General features: G+C 42.6%; 25 protein-coding genes. 19 read left to right on the forward strand and 6 right to left on the reverse strand.

What is annotated here, in order from left to right:
• Positions 1–31: 31 nt before the first annotated feature.
• From MKP07_RS09755 to MKP07_RS09765, 3 genes are read left to right on the forward strand one after another with little or no spacing between them, the layout of a single operon-like run.
• Positions 32–373 (forward strand): hypothetical protein, encoded by a 342-nt coding sequence (locus tag MKP07_RS09755; protein ID WP_240847040.1) that lies wholly within the window; start codon positions 32–34, stop codon positions 371–373.
• Positions 322–2,352, forward strand: coding sequence for a glycoside hydrolase family 2 TIM barrel-domain containing protein (locus tag MKP07_RS09760; RefSeq protein ID WP_240847041.1), 2,031 nt, complete (start codon positions 322–324; stop codon positions 2,350–2,352). The genes MKP07_RS09755 and MKP07_RS09760 overlap by 52 nt, the downstream gene beginning before the upstream one ends.
• Positions 2,353–2,354: 2 nt before the next feature.
• A complete protein-coding gene (locus MKP07_RS09765; RefSeq protein WP_240850729.1) occupies positions 2,355–3,191 on the forward strand; it encodes a beta-galactosidase small subunit in 837 nt (278 codons plus the stop codon).
• 61 nt (positions 3,192–3,252) lie between these two features.
• Here the strand turns inward: MKP07_RS09765 and MKP07_RS09770 are convergent, their stop codons facing one another.
• The 6 genes from MKP07_RS09770 to MKP07_RS09795 all read right to left on the reverse strand — a co-directional run bounded on the left by MKP07_RS09770 (position 3,253) and on the right by MKP07_RS09795 (position 5,436).
• Positions 3,253–3,504, reverse strand: a complete 252-nt coding sequence (locus tag MKP07_RS09770; protein WP_240847042.1) for a zinc-binding dehydrogenase — start codon at positions 3,502–3,504, stop codon at positions 3,253–3,255.
• Positions 3,504–4,178 carry an NAD(P)-dependent alcohol dehydrogenase gene (locus tag MKP07_RS09775; protein ID WP_240847043.1) on the reverse strand — a complete coding sequence of 225 codons (675 nt, stop codon included), beginning with the start codon at positions 4,176–4,178 and terminating at the stop codon, positions 3,504–3,506. The genes MKP07_RS09770 and MKP07_RS09775 overlap by 1 nt, the downstream gene beginning before the upstream one ends.
• 123 nt (positions 4,179–4,301) lie before the next feature.
• Positions 4,302–4,592 (reverse strand): cyclic nucleotide-binding domain-containing protein, encoded by a 291-nt coding sequence (locus tag MKP07_RS09780; protein ID WP_240847044.1) that lies wholly within the window; start codon positions 4,590–4,592, stop codon positions 4,302–4,304.
• Positions 4,593–4,623: 31 nt separating this feature from the next.
• Complete coding sequence (locus MKP07_RS09785) at positions 4,624–4,875, reverse strand: hypothetical protein (protein WP_240847045.1); 252 nt, start codon at positions 4,873–4,875, stop codon at positions 4,624–4,626.
• Positions 4,876–4,924: 49 nt separating this feature from the next.
• Positions 4,925–5,215: a macro domain-containing protein gene (locus MKP07_RS09790; protein ID WP_394803553.1), complete on the reverse strand. Its 291-nt coding sequence runs from the start codon at positions 5,213–5,215 to the stop codon at positions 4,925–4,927.
• Positions 5,212–5,436, reverse strand: coding sequence for a macro domain-containing protein (locus tag MKP07_RS09795; protein WP_240847046.1), 225 nt, complete (start codon positions 5,434–5,436; stop codon positions 5,212–5,214). The genes MKP07_RS09790 and MKP07_RS09795 overlap by 4 nt, the downstream gene beginning before the upstream one ends.
• A 344-nt stretch (positions 5,437–5,780) precedes the next feature.
• On the opposite strand from MKP07_RS09795, the gene MKP07_RS38160 reads away from it, so the two are divergent.
• The 16 genes from MKP07_RS38160 to MKP07_RS38185 all read left to right on the forward strand — a co-directional run bounded on the left by MKP07_RS38160 (position 5,781) and on the right by MKP07_RS38185 (position 15,305).
• The gene (locus tag MKP07_RS38160; protein WP_262919232.1) at positions 5,781–6,524 is read left to right on the forward strand and encodes a glycoside hydrolase family 10 protein; all 744 of its coding nucleotides are present in this window, start codon (positions 5,781–5,783) and stop codon (positions 6,522–6,524) included.
• Between the two features lie 43 nt (positions 6,525–6,567).
• On the forward strand, positions 6,568–7,014 hold the full coding sequence (locus MKP07_RS38165; protein ID WP_317235980.1) for a family 10 glycosylhydrolase: 447 nt from the start codon (positions 6,568–6,570) through the stop codon (positions 7,012–7,014).
• A 17-nt stretch (positions 7,015–7,031) separates the two neighbouring features.
• Complete coding sequence (locus tag MKP07_RS09805; protein ID WP_240847047.1) at positions 7,032–7,787, forward strand: N-acetylmuramoyl-L-alanine amidase; 756 nt, start codon at positions 7,032–7,034, stop codon at positions 7,785–7,787.
• 326 nt (positions 7,788–8,113) lie between these two features.
• Positions 8,114–8,788, forward strand: a complete 675-nt coding sequence (gene dgt, locus MKP07_RS09810; RefSeq protein WP_240847048.1) for a dGTP triphosphohydrolase — start codon at positions 8,114–8,116, stop codon at positions 8,786–8,788.
• 5 nt (positions 8,789–8,793) lie between these two features.
• A complete protein-coding gene (locus MKP07_RS09815) occupies positions 8,794–9,240 on the forward strand; it encodes a hypothetical protein (protein WP_240847049.1) in 447 nt (148 codons plus the stop codon).
• Positions 9,210–9,407, forward strand: a complete 198-nt coding sequence (locus MKP07_RS09820) for a hypothetical protein (protein ID WP_240851119.1) — start codon at positions 9,210–9,212, stop codon at positions 9,405–9,407. The genes MKP07_RS09815 and MKP07_RS09820 overlap by 31 nt, the downstream gene beginning before the upstream one ends.
• The gene (locus MKP07_RS09825) at positions 9,407–9,490 is read left to right on the forward strand and encodes a hypothetical protein (protein ID WP_240850737.1); all 84 of its coding nucleotides are present in this window, start codon (positions 9,407–9,409) and stop codon (positions 9,488–9,490) included. Before MKP07_RS09820 ends, MKP07_RS09825 begins: the two co-directional genes overlap by 1 nt.
• Before the next feature lie 73 nt (positions 9,491–9,563).
• Positions 9,564–10,148: an RNA polymerase sigma factor gene (locus MKP07_RS09830; RefSeq protein ID WP_240847050.1), complete on the forward strand. Its 585-nt coding sequence runs from the start codon at positions 9,564–9,566 to the stop codon at positions 10,146–10,148.
• A gap of 47 nt (positions 10,149–10,195) precedes the next feature.
• Complete coding sequence (locus tag MKP07_RS09835; RefSeq protein WP_240847051.1) at positions 10,196–10,576, forward strand: hypothetical protein; 381 nt, start codon at positions 10,196–10,198, stop codon at positions 10,574–10,576.
• A 321-nt stretch (positions 10,577–10,897) separates the two neighbouring features.
• Positions 10,898–11,302, forward strand: a complete 405-nt coding sequence (locus tag MKP07_RS42345; RefSeq protein WP_394803643.1) for a FecR domain-containing protein — start codon at positions 10,898–10,900, stop codon at positions 11,300–11,302.
• 177 nt (positions 11,303–11,479) lie between these two features.
• Positions 11,480–11,833 carry an STN domain-containing protein gene (locus MKP07_RS09850; protein WP_240847052.1) on the forward strand — a complete coding sequence of 118 codons (354 nt, stop codon included), beginning with the start codon at positions 11,480–11,482 and terminating at the stop codon, positions 11,831–11,833.
• Positions 11,834–11,844: 11 nt separating this feature from the next.
• Entirely contained in the window at positions 11,845–12,579 is a 735-nt protein-coding gene (locus MKP07_RS41085; RefSeq protein ID WP_240850741.1) for a TonB-dependent receptor plug domain-containing protein, read from the forward strand.
• On the forward strand, positions 12,576–12,884 hold the full coding sequence (locus MKP07_RS09860; RefSeq protein WP_240847053.1) for a hypothetical protein: 309 nt from the start codon (positions 12,576–12,578) through the stop codon (positions 12,882–12,884). Before MKP07_RS41085 ends, MKP07_RS09860 begins: the two co-directional genes overlap by 4 nt.
• A 23-nt stretch (positions 12,885–12,907) precedes the next feature.
• The gene (locus MKP07_RS09865; protein WP_394803644.1) at positions 12,908–13,924 is read left to right on the forward strand and encodes a TonB-dependent receptor domain-containing protein; all 1,017 of its coding nucleotides are present in this window, start codon (positions 12,908–12,910) and stop codon (positions 13,922–13,924) included.
• Between the two features lie 17 nt (positions 13,925–13,941).
• On the forward strand, positions 13,942–14,778 hold the full coding sequence (locus MKP07_RS09870) for a hypothetical protein (protein ID WP_240847054.1): 837 nt from the start codon (positions 13,942–13,944) through the stop codon (positions 14,776–14,778).
• Positions 14,779–14,804: 26 nt separating this feature from the next.
• Positions 14,805–15,305 (forward strand): SusD/RagB family nutrient-binding outer membrane lipoprotein, encoded by a 501-nt coding sequence (locus MKP07_RS38185; protein WP_262919233.1) that lies wholly within the window; start codon positions 14,805–14,807, stop codon positions 15,303–15,305.
• Positions 15,306–15,310: the final 5 nt, after the last annotated feature.

Genomic DNA, 15,310 nt, shown 5'->3' on the forward strand with positions numbered 1-15,310 from the left:
AAAGAACTTTATATCATTAAAATAATTGAAGATGAAAAAAACAATGTCATTGCTGTTAACTTGTTTAAGTGTAGCAGGAGTGTACGCCCAAACAAAACCCGATTGGGAGAATCCTGAGGTATTTGCAATTAATAAAGAAAATACAAGAGCGACGTCGTTGCCTTATGCAACAGAGAATCAGGCCTTGCAAAATGAATACAAAACCTCTCCCTATTTTAAGTCACTAAATGGTAACTGGCAATTTTGCTGGGTCGCAAAAGTGGCTGATGTGCCCGCTAATTTTTTCGAGGAAAGTAATTATAGTCCCATTACCACGGGACCATGGAAAAAGGCAATCCCAACCAGATCAATGGCAAGTCAGACTGGACTTTGATGCCCGTACCGGGTAACTGGGAGTTCAACGGTTTCGGTGTTCCTATGTATGTCAATACAGGTTTTGGGTTCCCTAAAAACCCTCCTTTTATTAACAAAGATGATTCTCCAACCGGCGCCTATCGCTACCAGTTCGACCTGCCGCAAAGCTGGGATGGACGTAAAGTGTTTTTGCACTTTGAGGGTGGCACCAACTCCATGTATGTATGGATCAATGGTAAGAAAGTGGGTTATACTGAAAATGCAAAAAGTCCCGCTGAGTTTGATATTACGCCTTACATACGCACAGGAAAAAACCTGCTGGCTTGCGAAGTGCATAAGTTTAGCGATGGCACTTATCTCGAAGACCAGGATATGTGGCGCCTGGGAGGTATTAACCGTAATGTGTATCTCTATAGCACGGCGCAAACCCGCATATTGGATTTCTTTTCACATGCTGATCTGGATGCTTCTTACAAAAATGGCTTGTTCAGCACAGATGTGAAAATTAAAAATTATGGCAACAACGCTGCCGCGCAAACAGTGGAAGTATCCATTTTTGATAAAGCAGGTAAAAAAGTGTTTTCTCAAAATAAGAAGCTGACTGTTCCTGCAGGTGCAATTGATTCTTTATGGTTTGAGGGCACCGTTAAAACACCACTGCAATGGACCGCAGAAACGCCCAATCTATATAACATGCTCATCACTTTAAAAGATGAGCGCAATGCAGTAGTAGAAGCGACTTCTCATAAGATTGGTTTTAGGAAAATAGAATTGAAAGATGGACAGGTGTTGGTGAATGGCAAGAAGGTTTTATTTAAAGGCGTAAACCTGCATGAGTTTAACACCAATACGGGTCAGGTGGTTGATTCGGCTGTGATGTTACGTAATATACAGTTGTTTAAAGAGCTTAATATTAATGCCGTTCGTACTTCGCATTACCCTCAGCAACCTTTATGGTACAAGCTTTGCGATGAGTACGGCATTTACCTGGTTGATGAAACCAATCTCGAATCGCATGGACTGGGTTATGGCCCGGATAATGTTTCTAATTTCCCTGAATGGCAGGAAGCCCATCTTGACAGGGTAAAGCGTTTGATAGAAAGAGATAAGAATCATGCATCTGTGATCTTTTGGTCTTTGGGTAATGAAGCTAGTAACGGTAAAGCATTTTTTACCATGTATGACTGGGCTAAGGCTCGTGATAAGAGCCGCCCTGTACAGTATGAGCAAGCCTACCAGCGGGATCGCAATACCGATATTATATGCCACATGTATCCTTCCTGGGAAAGTATGAAAAGGGACGCGGCAAAAGACCTGAAGCGTCCTTACATTATGTGTGAGTATGCACATGCCATGGGTAATAGTATGGGTAATTTCCAGGATTACTGGGACCTGATGCGAACCAGCAAAAATATGCAGGGTGGTTTTATCTGGGAGTGGTACAATCACGGTTATAAAACGAAAGACGAACAAGGCCGTGAATATTGGGCTTATGGCGGCGATTTGTATGGGTACAACAAGCTCAATGAAGGGAACTTCTGTATGGATGGTATTATAACTCCAGATCAGCAATACCTGCCCCATACGCACATTGTAAAAAAAGTGTATCAGAATATACTTTTTGAAGCAAAGGACCTAAACAATGGTATCGTTAATGTGATCAACGATTTTAAATATGTTCCCATTACACCCAGGGACTACACTTATAAATGGGTGCTGTTGAAAAACGGCGATACGGCTGCAACCGCCAACTTTGATCTAACTGTAGCCGCCGACTCGAAGAAGGAAGTGAAGCTAAGCCTGCCTAAAATAAGCGCCGGACCAGGTAACGAATACTTCTTGCATGTATATGCTTTAACCCGCAACGCTTCCCGATTTTTACCTGCAGGTTTTGAAGCTGCTAAAGGCGAGTTTGCATTAAGTGGCAATAATTATTTTGCAGGAGTAGTAGCCACCGAAAATAAAACCTGGGAGAAAAAGAGGAAGGAGAAAAGGTAACGATACAAGCCAGTGGCGTTACTTATGAGTTTCAGAAAAACTGGCGGGGATTAAGCTCTTTTAATCCATCCTCCTTAGGCTGGTTATTTGGAAAACATCCGAAAGTAAATTTCTGGAGAGCGCCAACCGACAATGATTTTGGAGAACAGGCCCAATACAACCTTCGCTTATGGGATGCGGCTTCGCATAATCAAAAAACTAGTTTTAAGAACGTAGAGGAGAAAGATGGAACAATTACTTTCAACTACGAAATAAAACCTACAGGCATCGAAGCTATCGTTAATGTTTCTTACACCGTTAATAAAGACGGCTCTTTAACGATAGGTGCACATTATAAGGGGTTATCCGGCGATTTGCCGGAAATGATGCGTTTTGGAATGAACATGGAATTATCTAACAGGTTCAGCAATTTTTCCTGGTATGGCCGTGGTCCCTGGGAAAACTATGTTGACAGGAAAGAAGATGCCTTTATGGGTGTCTGGAAAGGAAATGTAGCCGATCAGGCTTTCCCTTATTACCGTCCTCAGGAAGCGGGCAATAAAACGGATGTCCGTTGGTTGACCCTTACCGATAAGAATGGAAAGGGCATACGCATCGTGGGAGCGCAACCGCTGTCTGTTAGTGCTACCAACTACCGTACTGAAGACTGGGACCCGGGTACCACCAAAAAACAACAACATGCTTCAGATATATTATCTGCTGACCGTGTTATACTCAATGTTGACCTGTTCCAGAGAGGAGTAGGCGGATTGAATTCCTGGGGCGCCAAACCATTGGATCAATATCGTTTTAGAGATAAAGAGTATAGCTATCAGTATACGATCAGCGTTATTCAGTAATATTAAATACAGATAATTATGTGACTTCAAGCGTACCGTTTAAGCGGTGCGCTTGTTTGTTTTATAGCAAATGGTTAATGACTACATTACCTTTCTTATGACCTTTATCTACATAACAGTGCGCCTGTTTTAATTGGTCAAAAGAATAGATCCTGTCGATGACAGGGACCAGCTTTTTGTCTTCAATCATTTGGTGCAGCAGGTCCAGGTAAGCTTGCTTTTCATGCGTCATTGATTTCACCGAGCAGAATACTCCGCCCTTTTTTAAGATCGATCGGGTATCCGACCTGCTTATTATCCCAACAGCATCCATTACAATATCAAAAGAATCTTCCAGCGCTCCAATATGTTTTTAGTGTAGTCTACAGCTGTATCGGCACCCAGAGATACAACCAATGAAAGATTACTATGGCTACAAACTGCAGTCACCCTGGCGCCGTAATATTTTGCTATCTGGATGGCATAGCTTCCAACGCTACCAGATCCTCCATAGATCAAGATGTTGTCAGATGACTTGATCTTTGCTTTTAAAAGAATATGAAGCGCTGTCATAGCGCCGATAGGCAATGCCGCTGCCTGTTCAAATGACAATGTATCAGGCATTTTAGCTATCACACCCCATCTCCACGTCTCGGGAACTACCAGGTAATCGGCGTAGGAGCCGGCGTTTAAACCTGTGGCAGTGCCATACACGGCATCTCCTTTTTTAAATTGAGTAACGGTAGCTCCAACTGTTTCAACAATCCCGGAAAATTCATAACCAAGTATAGGCCGTCTGGGTTTGCGTATACCAAACACCAAACGCATTAACAGCGTTTTGAATGTAGAGCCGGGAACAATTCCCTGCCTCACATAGCTCACTCCTGGGGTTACGGTGGAAGCGTGAACTTTTACCAGGAGATCTTTACCTCCGGGTGTTGGTATAGGCAGTTCGGCCAGTTGCAATACTTCTGGTGGTCCGTACGATTGATATAAATAAGCTCTCATTTATTTTGATTTGAATGTAAGCGAGCCGAATGCGTTGGCTGCTGTCAATATTTCAACACAAAATAATCTGGCAAACAAATTTTGCCATTCACTTAAGTTAATAAATGAGGGACCAACAAAACATCAACCCTTGCCTGCAACCCGGCTACGTAAACGACTTAATGATTGCGGAGTGATGCCAAGGTAGCTTGCCAACTGGTATTGAGGTATTCTCTGTATCAGGTCGGGCCTGGTGTTTTGAAGGTGCAGGTAACGTTCTTCGGGTGAAGACGTTTTGAAGTGATCGAATGATGCCTGGTTTTTGGCCAGCTGTTGTTCTGAAAAAATACGACAAAGTGATTCTAAACGTGGGAATTTTTTGAATGAGTTTTTTTGAATCGCATCATTAGACATAAGGATAATAGAATCCTCCACACAGGCTACGTAATAAGCAGATTATTTTTTGCTAATGACGCAGAGAGGTTCCGGGGATTCCAGTTCGGTATAGAAGGCGGTTGTTTTCTCCTGGCCATCTACCAGGTAATAACATCTGATGCAGCCCTTCAACAAAATATCCGTTGGAGGTATACTGACCCGCTTTTAATAAAATATCATTTTTAGAGAAGTGTTGAAAGAGATCAAGCTCCCTGATAAATTGTTGTTCCTCATTGGTAAGCTCTATGTACTGATCCAGGTAGTCGAACAAAACTTGACTCATATCGTATTTAAATTATTGAATGAGAAACCCGCTGCTTTGCTTTAAGAAATTATGGCTTTAACAGCGAATGATAAATCATATAGTTCTCCTCGTCAAAGCAAACAAAAATTACTTTTTGAATAACGGCTTGTGCTTTCAAAAACTCCTGAACTGCTTCAATAGCAAAGGGTGCCGCCTCGCCTTTCGGAAAACCATAAATGCCGGTACTGATGTTGGGAAAAGAAATGCTGGTTACATTGTTTTTTTCGGCGAGTTGAAGACTGTTGTAATAAGCAAGGCGCAGCAATTCTTTTTCTCCCTGTTGACCACCTTGCCAAACCGGGCCAACCGTATGTATCACATATTGTGCAGGCAAATTGCCGGCCGTGGTAATAACGGCTTGTCCTGTTTTGCAGCTTCCTGCCTGGCTCGTATATTTCTGCAGTCTTCCAAAATTGCCGGACCGCCGGCGCGGTGAATAGCGCCATCTACACCTCCACCCCCTAAAAGTGAGGAATTCGCAGCGTTTACAATAGCAACTACTTCAATTTTGGTGATGTCTCCTTTTATCAGCTCAATCATATCTTTTTATTTGCAAACTGAAGTTAATGCATTGGATTGGTTTGGAAACAGTGGTGCAGGCGTAGTATGGACAAAACGTATTTGAACTGTCCGCGAGCCAAATATGTTTTTTTGAAATCCCGCGAGGGATGAAATAATTATAACAGGGCCTGACTAAGGTTCTTGAAACCCCGAAAGGGGTGACATATTGAATGCGGCTGTTAGGGTTCTTTTGTTTGAAATGCCAGCCCTTTAAGCTAGATATGGACGTCTCTGTAAGATTTATTAAGTACATTTAAATTTCCTAAACCCTGTTATATGTTTACCCGTTATCTGTCTTTTTTACTTTAATAGCCGTTATCTTAATGGCTTCCTGCTCATCGCCGAAAACTGCTACACATCAAACTCCGCAGACTGACATAAAGCCTGCGTCTGTTCCCGATGCAGTGAGAGAATTCAGAGCTGCGTGGGTAGCTACCGTGGCCAATATCAACTGGCCCAGCAAACCCGGCCTGTCCGTAAGCGATCAGCAAAAAGAAGCCATTACATTGCTCGATTTCCTACAGCAACATCATTTCAATGCAGTGATATTCCAGGTAAGGCCGCAGGCAGATGCATTGTACAAAAGTACCTTAGAACCCTGGTCGTACTACCTTACCGGTCAGCAGGGAAAAGCTCCCGAGCCGTTTTACGATCCATTACAGTTCTGGATCGAGGCGGCGCATAAGCGCGGACTGGAATTGCATGTGTGGTTGAATCCTTACCGGGCGCATCATGTGGCAGGTGGTCCCATCAGCGATCAGTCGCTGGTAAAGACAAAACCCGGCCTGGTAGTGCAATTAAAAGAGGGTTATTGGTGGTTTGATCCCTCGTTAAAAGAAACACAGGATCACGGCGTAAATGTAGTGATGGATATTGTAAAGCGATATGATATAGATGGCGTGCACTTCGATGATTATTTCTATCCCTATCCTTCTTATAATAAAAATGAAGATTTTCCCGATACGGCCAGCTGGAAAAAATATCAACAGGCCGGGGTGATCTATCCCGCGGTGATTGGCGCAGAAAGAGTGTTAATGACTTCATTGAACGTTTATATGGCGAAATAAAGAAAGAAAAAAGCATGTAAAATTCGGACTAAGTCCTTTTGGTATATGGCGACCTGGTTACCCGGCTTCAGTAGAAGGATTTGATCAGTACGAAGAATTGTATGCAGATGCTAAATTGTGGTTGAATAAGGGTTGGATAGATTATTTCTCTCCCCAATTATACTGGCCTACCAGCAGGCTGACACAAAGCTATCCGGTTTTGCTGGGGTGGTGGTCAGGAGAAAATACCATGAACCGCCATTTATGGCCGGGAATAAGCGTTGGTCGCGATACAAGCTCCGTAAATACTACCGAGGTGACCAATGAGATCATGATCAGCCGCGGCATCACTCCTAAAAGCAGTGGCGTGGTGCATTGGAGTATTTCTTCACTTACTAAAAATCCCAAACTTGCTCAGGCCTTACTGGATGGCCCCTACAAAAAACAGGCGCTGGTGCCACCCAGCGGTTGGTTAGATAACATTGCTCGGCTGCGCCAAAAGTTAGCCTGAAGAAAGAGCCGGAAGAAGTGGAAATTAGCTGGACTCACGACCATAAAAATGATGTAGCGCAATGGGTAGTATATTATCAGTATGGAAAAACCTGGGGGTATCAAATACTGAACAGCCAACAACAGTTGCTGCGGTTAAAAAAGGCCCAGGGTAAAAATACTTTGAATAATGTGGCCGTAAGTGCTGTAGACCGGTTGGGAAATGAAAGTATAAAGGCGGCCATTTTCCCCGATATCGTGCATATTGAACTCCGCAAGGCCTGGAACGCCAGCGAACCAAAACCCTTTAAGCAACAGAAACCCGTGCGTATTACGGTTCATCATGAGGGAGGCAGGGTTTTATCGGATACCGCAAGCGCTACCACGCGTTTGAAAAATATTCAAACCTGGTGTATGGGACCGGACAGAAAATGGACCGATATTCCCTACCACTATCTGATCGCACCCGACGGAACGGTGTATGAAGGACGCAACCCGCTTACTGTTGGCGAAACCAATACAGAATACGACCCCTCCGGACATTTGCTGATCTGCTTTCTAGGTAATTACGGTCAGCAAAAAATGAATCAGCACTTGTTGGATGTACTTTCCAGGCTGATTGCTCACTTCTGTATTCAATACAATATTTCACCCGAAACCATCTCAACCCATCGTGATCATAGCAAAATGACCACCTGCCCCGGTGAAAATATTTATCCTTACTTTAAAAATGGCTACGTAAAACAGCGGGTTAAAGAGCTGTTGCAACAGATTGCTATTACTAATAAAATCTAATGTATTAAAATAATGTCCAACGGGCAAGATGATGCATTTAAATTTAATGGATATATATCATCGTTTTAAATCCCACAGGGATGTAATAATTGTAAAGATGTGCCAGGTAAGATTTGAAAGTACCCCGAAGGGTGTGATATTTTGTTCCTCCGGGATTTTAGAATATCTGCGAATATGTTTCCCGGTAATTATGTCGGCGCTGCCTGTACTTCATTCGGGATTTCAGCCTTAAGTATTTTTTAGATGAGTTTGTGCCTGGCATCATCTAAAGATGCCATACATTTAAAGCCACTTTCCTCTAATTTTGGCATTGCAAAAATTTAGGTATGGCAATGAACTGGGTCAATTGTTTTTCTTCAAAAAGGTACGGCATTGAGTATACAACAGAAGATGAGCGAAGCGATTTTGAAAGAGACTGGGATCGCATCATATTTTCTAGCCCCTTCAGGCGTTTGCAAAACAAAACACAGGTATTTCCTTTACCTGAAGAAATTTTTGTACATAACCGCTTAACGCATTCGTTGGAAGTAGCCAGTGTTGGTCGCTCTTTAGGAGGTCTGATAGGCGAAAAACTCGCTCAGTTACCTGATGTTGCTGCTGACAGCCGTGCCACCGATTTTTATACCAGTAACCTTAAATATGTAATAGCCGCTGCCTGCCTGGCACACGATATGGGGAATCCCGCTTTTGGTCATTCCGGGGAAGATGCTATTTCTAAATATTTCCGGAAAAGGGATACCAACAAGCCTGATGATATGGCATTTAAGCAATTGTTTACGCCCGCGCAGTGGAAAGACCTTACGACCTTCGAAGGAAATGCGAACGCGCTACGGATACTGACCATGCATCAGAATGGCCGGGCCAAAGGTGGTTTCCGGCTTACTTACAGTACATTAGGATCCATCATCAAATATCCCTGCGAGTCGCTGGGTTCTGGACGGAAAGGTGTTGCTCATCAAAAAAATACGGCTATTTTAATATTGATGAGCCGGTTTTTTTAGCTATTGTGAAAGAACTGAACATGGTGCCGGATGAAGGACAAAATTTAATGGTATACAAACGGCATCCCTTTGTTTTTATAGTGGAAGCAGCAGATGATATCTGTTATAATATTATTGATTTTGAAGACGCTCATCGCCTGGGCTTACTTGATTATGAAGAAGTTCGTGATAGCTTTATCAGCATCATACAGCATCATACCAGCAATATAGAGCGTGTAAAACAAATTGCGGAAGACCTGCGCGCCGACCCTAATGAGTCGATAGCGTACCTACGGGCCAAGTCTATCAATGTATTGATCAATAAGTGCACCGAAGTGTTCTGGCAGCACAGGGAGGAAATTCTAAAAGGCGACTTCAATCAAAGTTTGCTGGATGCTATACCCGGTATGCAGGAGGCTTTGAAAAAATTAATGAAGTATCGGTGGCAAGAATTTACAACGCCAAAAAAGTAATTGAGTTGGAGATCGCAGGTTTTCGTATCATGTCGGGCCTGGTAGAAGATTTTGTTGCTGCGGCGCTAACACCGAAGGATGTAAGAGATAAAGAGCATAAAAAATATTGGAGTTATTACCTCAACAGTTCCGTTTTGAAGATGCCGGTTCGCCGTATGAAAAAGTAATGCGCATGCTGGATTTCATATCGGGTATGACGGATGTATACGCTTTGAAGCTTTATCGTAAGCTAAGGGGGATTGAGATGTAGCATAAGACATTTCGTATATTTTTAAACCTGTGCAACCGGTTGTTCGTTTGCATTTCATAATCTGCGCTTACCTTTGATCAGACTTTTGAGGGCCACTTTTATGGAAACGATAGATAATTGGTATTGCAATCACAGGGGGAGACTTTTGGCTATTGCTTGTCAAAAGGGCTACAGTTACGAGGAAGCAAAAGATATTGTACAGCAGTTCTTTCTGGATATGCTCCAAAAAGAGCTGGGCGAGATCAACAATCCTGAAGCATTTCTGCTTACGGCATTTAAAAACCGTTTAATTGATCTGTATCGCTCAGGAAAGTCGGCGCCTGCATTTGAAACAGCGCCTGACGTGCCATCCACGCAGGAGATCATCGAAAACCTGGAATCTGATGCGGAATTGATTGAAAAAATTTCCCGCGCCTACAAGAAGTTACCCGCCCGATATCGCCGCGTTATCTATATGAAATACTACAGGGGCTTAACCACTGAACAAATTGTTGAAGAAACCGGGTTTACTTATCAAACGGTTTATAATAATCTATCCAAAGGTATTCAGTTGCTGCGGCGTAATCTCCAGGATAGCTCAGGCAATGTTGCCAACCTGAAAATGGCGGCTCTGCTGGGTATTTTATTTTCTCAAATTTTTTTGAATAAAAGCGATTAGATTTTTACAGGTCGTCCGTCTATATTAATAAACGGAGCTTCGCTATTATGCATTATTCTGTTGACGATCTGGTTATCAACGACTCATTTATTGCTTACTGTACAGAGCAGCATGCGGATGATATGGCATTCTGGGATCAATACCTGGAGCAGCATCCGGAGGCGCTACCGGTTATCGAAGAAGCCAGGCTACTGGTATTGGGGCTGAAATATATGCTGCAGAAAAAGCAAAATGAACTTTCTGCCAGCGATGAAAAAAGCGGGCACACACTTTATGTACCGGAAGCTACAGTGCAACAATTAAACCCCGTTAGTGATACAAAGCGAACCTATACTTTTAAAAGAAGATGGGCCTTGGCTGTAGCCTTGGTTGTCTTCGAGAGTAATGGCCCTGGGTATTTTTTACCAAACTACCCGGTCTGTAAATAGCAATCAAAAACCTGTCGAAAAAATTGCTTCAACAAAAACACCTGTTGAATCAAAACCAGGTGAGCTTAAAACATTGGTATTGCCGGATAACTCCGCCATTACCTTGAACATGGGCTCCACTTTAAAACTTGCTGAAGGATTTGGCACTGATAACAGGAATGTTTACCTGGATGGAGAGGCCTTTTTGATGTAACGCACAATAAAAATCTTCCTTTTGTAGTACACGTAAAAAATTATAAAGTAAAAGTGTTGGGAACAAGATTCAATGTAAAAGCCTACACAAATGACAGGATTAGTGAAACCTCTTTGCTGGAAGGAAGTGTGCAGATTATAGTAAATAAGAACGGTAAAGACGAAGTATATAAAACATTACAGATCAACCAAAAATTTACAATCAAGGCCGATTCCTCAGCTCAGCCTGTTAATGCTACTGAAAAAGTTTCGGGAGAAGTGGTTCCCCTTTCTTACTACGATGAGAATCAAACAGTGGAGACTGCCTGGGCCAAAGAGCTACTCATTTTTGAAGGCCAGTCCATGGAAGAAATTAAAAATGTTCTTGAGCGTAAATTCGATATGAAGATCATCATAGCTGACAAACCGGTTCGGAAGTACATGTATTCAGCCAATTTCAGCAACGAATCCATCGATGAAATATTAAAAGCTTTGCAATTGTCCTATCCATTTACCTACAAAAAAGAAGGAAATACGATCATTATAAATAAATAAACTATGCAGTAAAACCATCGCCAACAAAAAGGGAGCAACGGATTGCGGCCGTTCCTCCCCGGTAATGAAAAATGGAAGGGAAAAGCCTTCCACCTTTTAATTAAAACCAAAATAAAAGTATGAAAAAAGTGCTTACTTGAATAGGCGGCTCCATGGGCTGCTTAAAAACTGTTGTTTATGAAATTATCTATTGCCCTGCTATGCCTCACCGCAATGCAGGTTGCAGCAACAACACTTCGCTCGCAGGAAACGGTCTCCCTTAACCTGGACAAAGCCAAACTGTCTTCGGTGCTTAAAACAATAGAAAAGAAATCTGACTTCCGTTTTGCATACAGCAATAAAGTAGTTGATAGAGTTGCCATCACGCTTAAAATAAAGAATGTGTCGGTGCTACGGCTGCTACCAACGCTGTTGGAAGGAACCGGTCTTGAATTTCAGAAATTAAACGATAAACTTATTGTTGTAAGAGAGAAGACCCTGGCAACTATTATTGTAAAGGGCATGGTCGCAAATAATAAAGGGAGCCTGTAGCCGGGGTAACCATTACTTCAAACAAAGGAGAAACTACGGTTACCGACACTAAAGGTGAATACAGTATAGAGGTGAATGAAGATGCGGAACTTACTTTTACCCATATCAGCTATAAATCATACATAGTAAAAGTAAACGGTCAAACCTCGATCAATGCTGTATTACAGGACGCGGAAAGATCGCTGGATGAAGTGGTTGTTACAGCGCTCGGTATCAAACGGCAGGAAAAAGCGCTCGGTTATGCTACGCAAAAAGTAAGCGGGCAAAGCCTTCAAACAGTAAAAGGTGTTGATCTGGGAACTTCACTTACTGGTAAGGTAGCTGGATTGGTAGTTAAAAATTCTACAGAGTTTAATGGACGTCCATCGCTTGAAATGAGAGGCGAATCGCCGTTGGTAATTATTGACGGCGTTCAGTATTCCAACCTCACGTTAAGAGATATTCCAACTGACGATATTGAAAGCATCGACTTTTTGAAAGGACCAACAGCGGCGGCCTTGTATGGTGCTGGTGGTAAAAATGGTGCCGTAATGATCTCTACAAAGAAAGGCAAGGGCAAGGGCGTCTCCGTAGATTTCAATACGAATAATATGTTTACGCTGGGATATATCTCCATCCCTAAAGTGCAAACTTCTTACGGGCATGGTGAAAATGGAAAGATAACCGATGACTATGTTTGGGGACCTAAGTTAGATATAGGCGACAGCGCAATGCAGTGGAACCCTGCTACAAAAAAGAAGAAATGATGTTGCTGAGTTCAAGGGGAAAGAACAACCTGAAAAACTTTATGCAAACAGGCCTGATCACCAACAATAATATCAGCGTTACTCAAACCGGCGACAATGGTTACTTCAGGGCGGGCTTGAACCATATTTATAACAAAGGCCAGTTCCCCAATCAAAAATTAAACATTACCAATTTCACCATGGGTGGTGAAATGAGAGTGGGTACTAAGTTTTCGATGGAAGCGCATATGGGTTATACGCGCAAAGAGTCCCCCAGGTATGGGGCTCGGGCTATGGCGACCAGGGCTATCTCTACCAGATATTAATATGGACAGGCCCCGAATATGACCTGAGCCAGTATAAAGATTATTGGGCGGTAAAAGACCAAAAGCAAAACTGGCTGTATAAAAACTGGTATGATAATCCCTATTATATTGCGTATGAAAAACTCTGGGGTCTTAACCAAAACCTGATGAATGCCAGTTTCGTGGCTAACTATAAGTTTACCAATGATCTTAAATTGATGGTACGCAGCGGTTATGATTATTATAAAAATGAAGACGTTGTTAGAAATGCTATTGGTGCTATATCTACAAGGGGGCAATCTACAGGAGGTATGTCTTGGTCCTGGAATGCAAAAGGAATGTATGGACAGAATCAGACCTGGGGATTCACTACCACCAACGATGCGATCCTAAGCTATCAAAAGAACTTTGGTAAGTTTGGCGTAGATGTATTGGGTGGAGGCTCTATACGTTATCTCGAAGATCGTCAGCAGGGAGCCCGTACACGCAATGGTTTAAGCGTACCCGGCTGGTATTCTTTGGCAAATGCAATACCCTCAACAGTTGCAGGCCAGGATGCTATTGTAAACAACTACGGTTATCGGAGGTCGCAGGTGAACAGTGCCTACGGTAAAGCCACTTTATCCTGGGACAATGCCCTTTTTGTTGATGTAACGGGGAGGAATGATTGGTTCTCTACACAGCCTAAGTCAGAGCGGTCTTATTTTTACCCTTCTGTAGCAAGTAGCTTTGTTCTTTCCGAGTATATTCCGTTACCCCAATGGGTTAACATGTGGAAGCTAAGAGGCTCCTGGACCTTATCAAAGTCTGCGGCAAGTATGTATGAAATCAACAGAACCTATTCTACCGGTGCTGTATGGGGCAATGTTTCTGCTTCTTATCCAAGCAATTTGTATCCGCTCGATTTATTACCTTCCTCTGAAAGAACCTGGGAAATTGGTACAGCTGCGTACCTGTTAGGCCAGCGCTTACGCTTGGATGTAGCTTACTTTAATAAACTATACTACAATACAAAAATCTCTCAAACCATCTCTTCTGCTTCCGGTTTCGGAAGTACCTGATCAATAGTGACGAACAATTGGTTAGAAGAGGTTTAGAAATTACGCTTGACGGAACGATTATTAAAAACCAAAATCTTACCTGGAACTCTCTGGTTAACTGGTCATTCCAGCACCGCTATTATCATCAGCTCGATCCGGAATATTCTTCCGATGATGCTTTCACGAAAGTGGGCAATCGTTACGATATCTATAAGAGAGAACTATTTTTAAGAGACCCCGGTGGAAACATTATACATAGAAATGGCTACCCGGTAGAAAGCGATTATCAGTACCAGATGGGATATGGAGATCCTAACTTCTCGTTTGGCTTTTCCAATACCGTTAACTGGAAGAACATCATTTTTGGAATTTCAATTGATGGGCGCATAGGCGGGTTAATGTATAATTATATCTGGGATAAAATGTTTGATACGGGGGTACATCCGGATACCGATACCAAAGAGCGGTATGATGAAGTGGTGAATAAACTGACCAATTACATAGGCAAGGGTGTGAAAGTAGTTTCCGGTACGGTAGAGTATGACCAGTATGGTAATATTACCAGTGATACGCGCCAATACGCACCCAATGATGTGGCTGTAGGTTACCAGAGTTATATGCAGGATATTTCGGGCAAGGGCGAGCATGGTGTTATGAAGGAAAGCTTTGCCAAATTGAGAGAGATCTCTATTGGTTACCAGTTGCCTAAATCCTTCCTGGGTAATTCAAAGATCAAAAATGCATCAGTTTCGCTTACAGCTCAAAATGTATTGCTGATAACCGGGTTCAAGTATTCCGATCCGGACAGAGATACGGAAGATTTGAATGCACCTTCTCAAAGAATGGTTGGTTTCAGCATTAAGCTGGGATTATAATTACTGAACCCCAAACAAGCACAATCATGAAATTTATATATAATAAGCTATTTATAACCGGAATACTATTGGCAGCACTTACTTCCTGCAGCAAGTTTGATGCTATCAACAGCAACCCTGATACCAGTAACACGGCAAATCCCGAGTGGCTGGCCACATCGATCCTCGGTTCTATTACCGTAAGTGATATTTCAAGCCAGAAATCATTTATACAGCCTTTTCTGTTAAGCAAATACATGATCTGGAAAGAAGGAGGCCCCGAGTCTTTTCAATACAACCGGTTTGGACGTGCCAACTTTAATAGAATGACCCCATTGCGTAATATCGCTCCAATGATTGCGAATGCGACCACCGAGGAACTGAAAAATTCGTATACAGCGTTCGGTCATTTTGCGCGGGCCTGGCAGTTTTTTCAAATGACGATGCAGGTAGGAGACATTCCTTATACCGAAGCCATCAAGGGAGAATCAGAAAAAATACCAAACCGAAGTATGATACACAAAAGGATGTTTTTATTGGTATTCTGAATGAA

Source organism: Paraniabella hibiscisoli (assembly GCF_022512515.1).
In the GTDB taxonomy this organism is placed as follows: domain Bacteria; phylum Bacteroidota; class Bacteroidia; order Chitinophagales; family Chitinophagaceae; genus Niabella; species Niabella hibiscisoli.

Bases quoted from the DNA above. Each gene is read 5' to 3' on its own strand.
- MKP07_RS09755 (WP_240847040.1), top strand. From the start codon at position 32: ATGAAAAAAACAATGTCATTGCTGTTAACTTGTTTAAGTGTAGCAGGA.
- MKP07_RS09760 (WP_240847041.1), top strand. From the start codon at position 322: ATGGAAAAAGGCAATCCCAACCAGATCAATGGCAAGTCAGACTGGACT.
- MKP07_RS09770 (WP_240847042.1), bottom strand. From the start codon at position 3,504: ATGGATGCTGTTGGGATAATAAGCAGGTCGGATACCCGATCGATCTTA.
- MKP07_RS09775 (WP_240847043.1), bottom strand. From the start codon at position 4,178: ATGAGAGCTTATTTATATCAATCGTACGGACCACCAGAAGTATTGCAA.
- MKP07_RS09785 (WP_240847045.1), bottom strand. From the start codon at position 4,875: ATGAGTCAAGTTTTGTTCGACTACCTGGATCAGTACATAGAGCTTACC.
- MKP07_RS09795 (WP_240847046.1), bottom strand. From the start codon at position 5,436: ATGATTGAGCTGATAAAAGGAGACATCACCAAAATTGAAGTAGTTGCT.
- MKP07_RS38160 (WP_262919232.1), top strand. From the start codon at position 5,781: ATGGCTTCCTGCTCATCGCCGAAAACTGCTACACATCAAACTCCGCAG.
- dgt (WP_240847048.1), top strand. From the start codon at position 8,114: ATGGCAATGAACTGGGTCAATTGTTTTTCTTCAAAAAGGTACGGCATT.
- MKP07_RS09825 (WP_240850737.1), top strand. From the start codon at position 9,407: ATGCGCATGCTGGATTTCATATCGGGTATGACGGATGTATACGCTTTG.
- MKP07_RS09835 (WP_240847051.1), top strand. From the start codon at position 10,196: ATGCATTATTCTGTTGACGATCTGGTTATCAACGACTCATTTATTGCT.
- MKP07_RS09850 (WP_240847052.1), top strand. From the start codon at position 11,480: ATGAAATTATCTATTGCCCTGCTATGCCTCACCGCAATGCAGGTTGCA.
- MKP07_RS09860 (WP_240847053.1), top strand. From the start codon at position 12,576: ATGATGTTGCTGAGTTCAAGGGGAAAGAACAACCTGAAAAACTTTATG.
- MKP07_RS38185 (WP_262919233.1), top strand. From the start codon at position 14,805: ATGAAATTTATATATAATAAGCTATTTATAACCGGAATACTATTGGCA.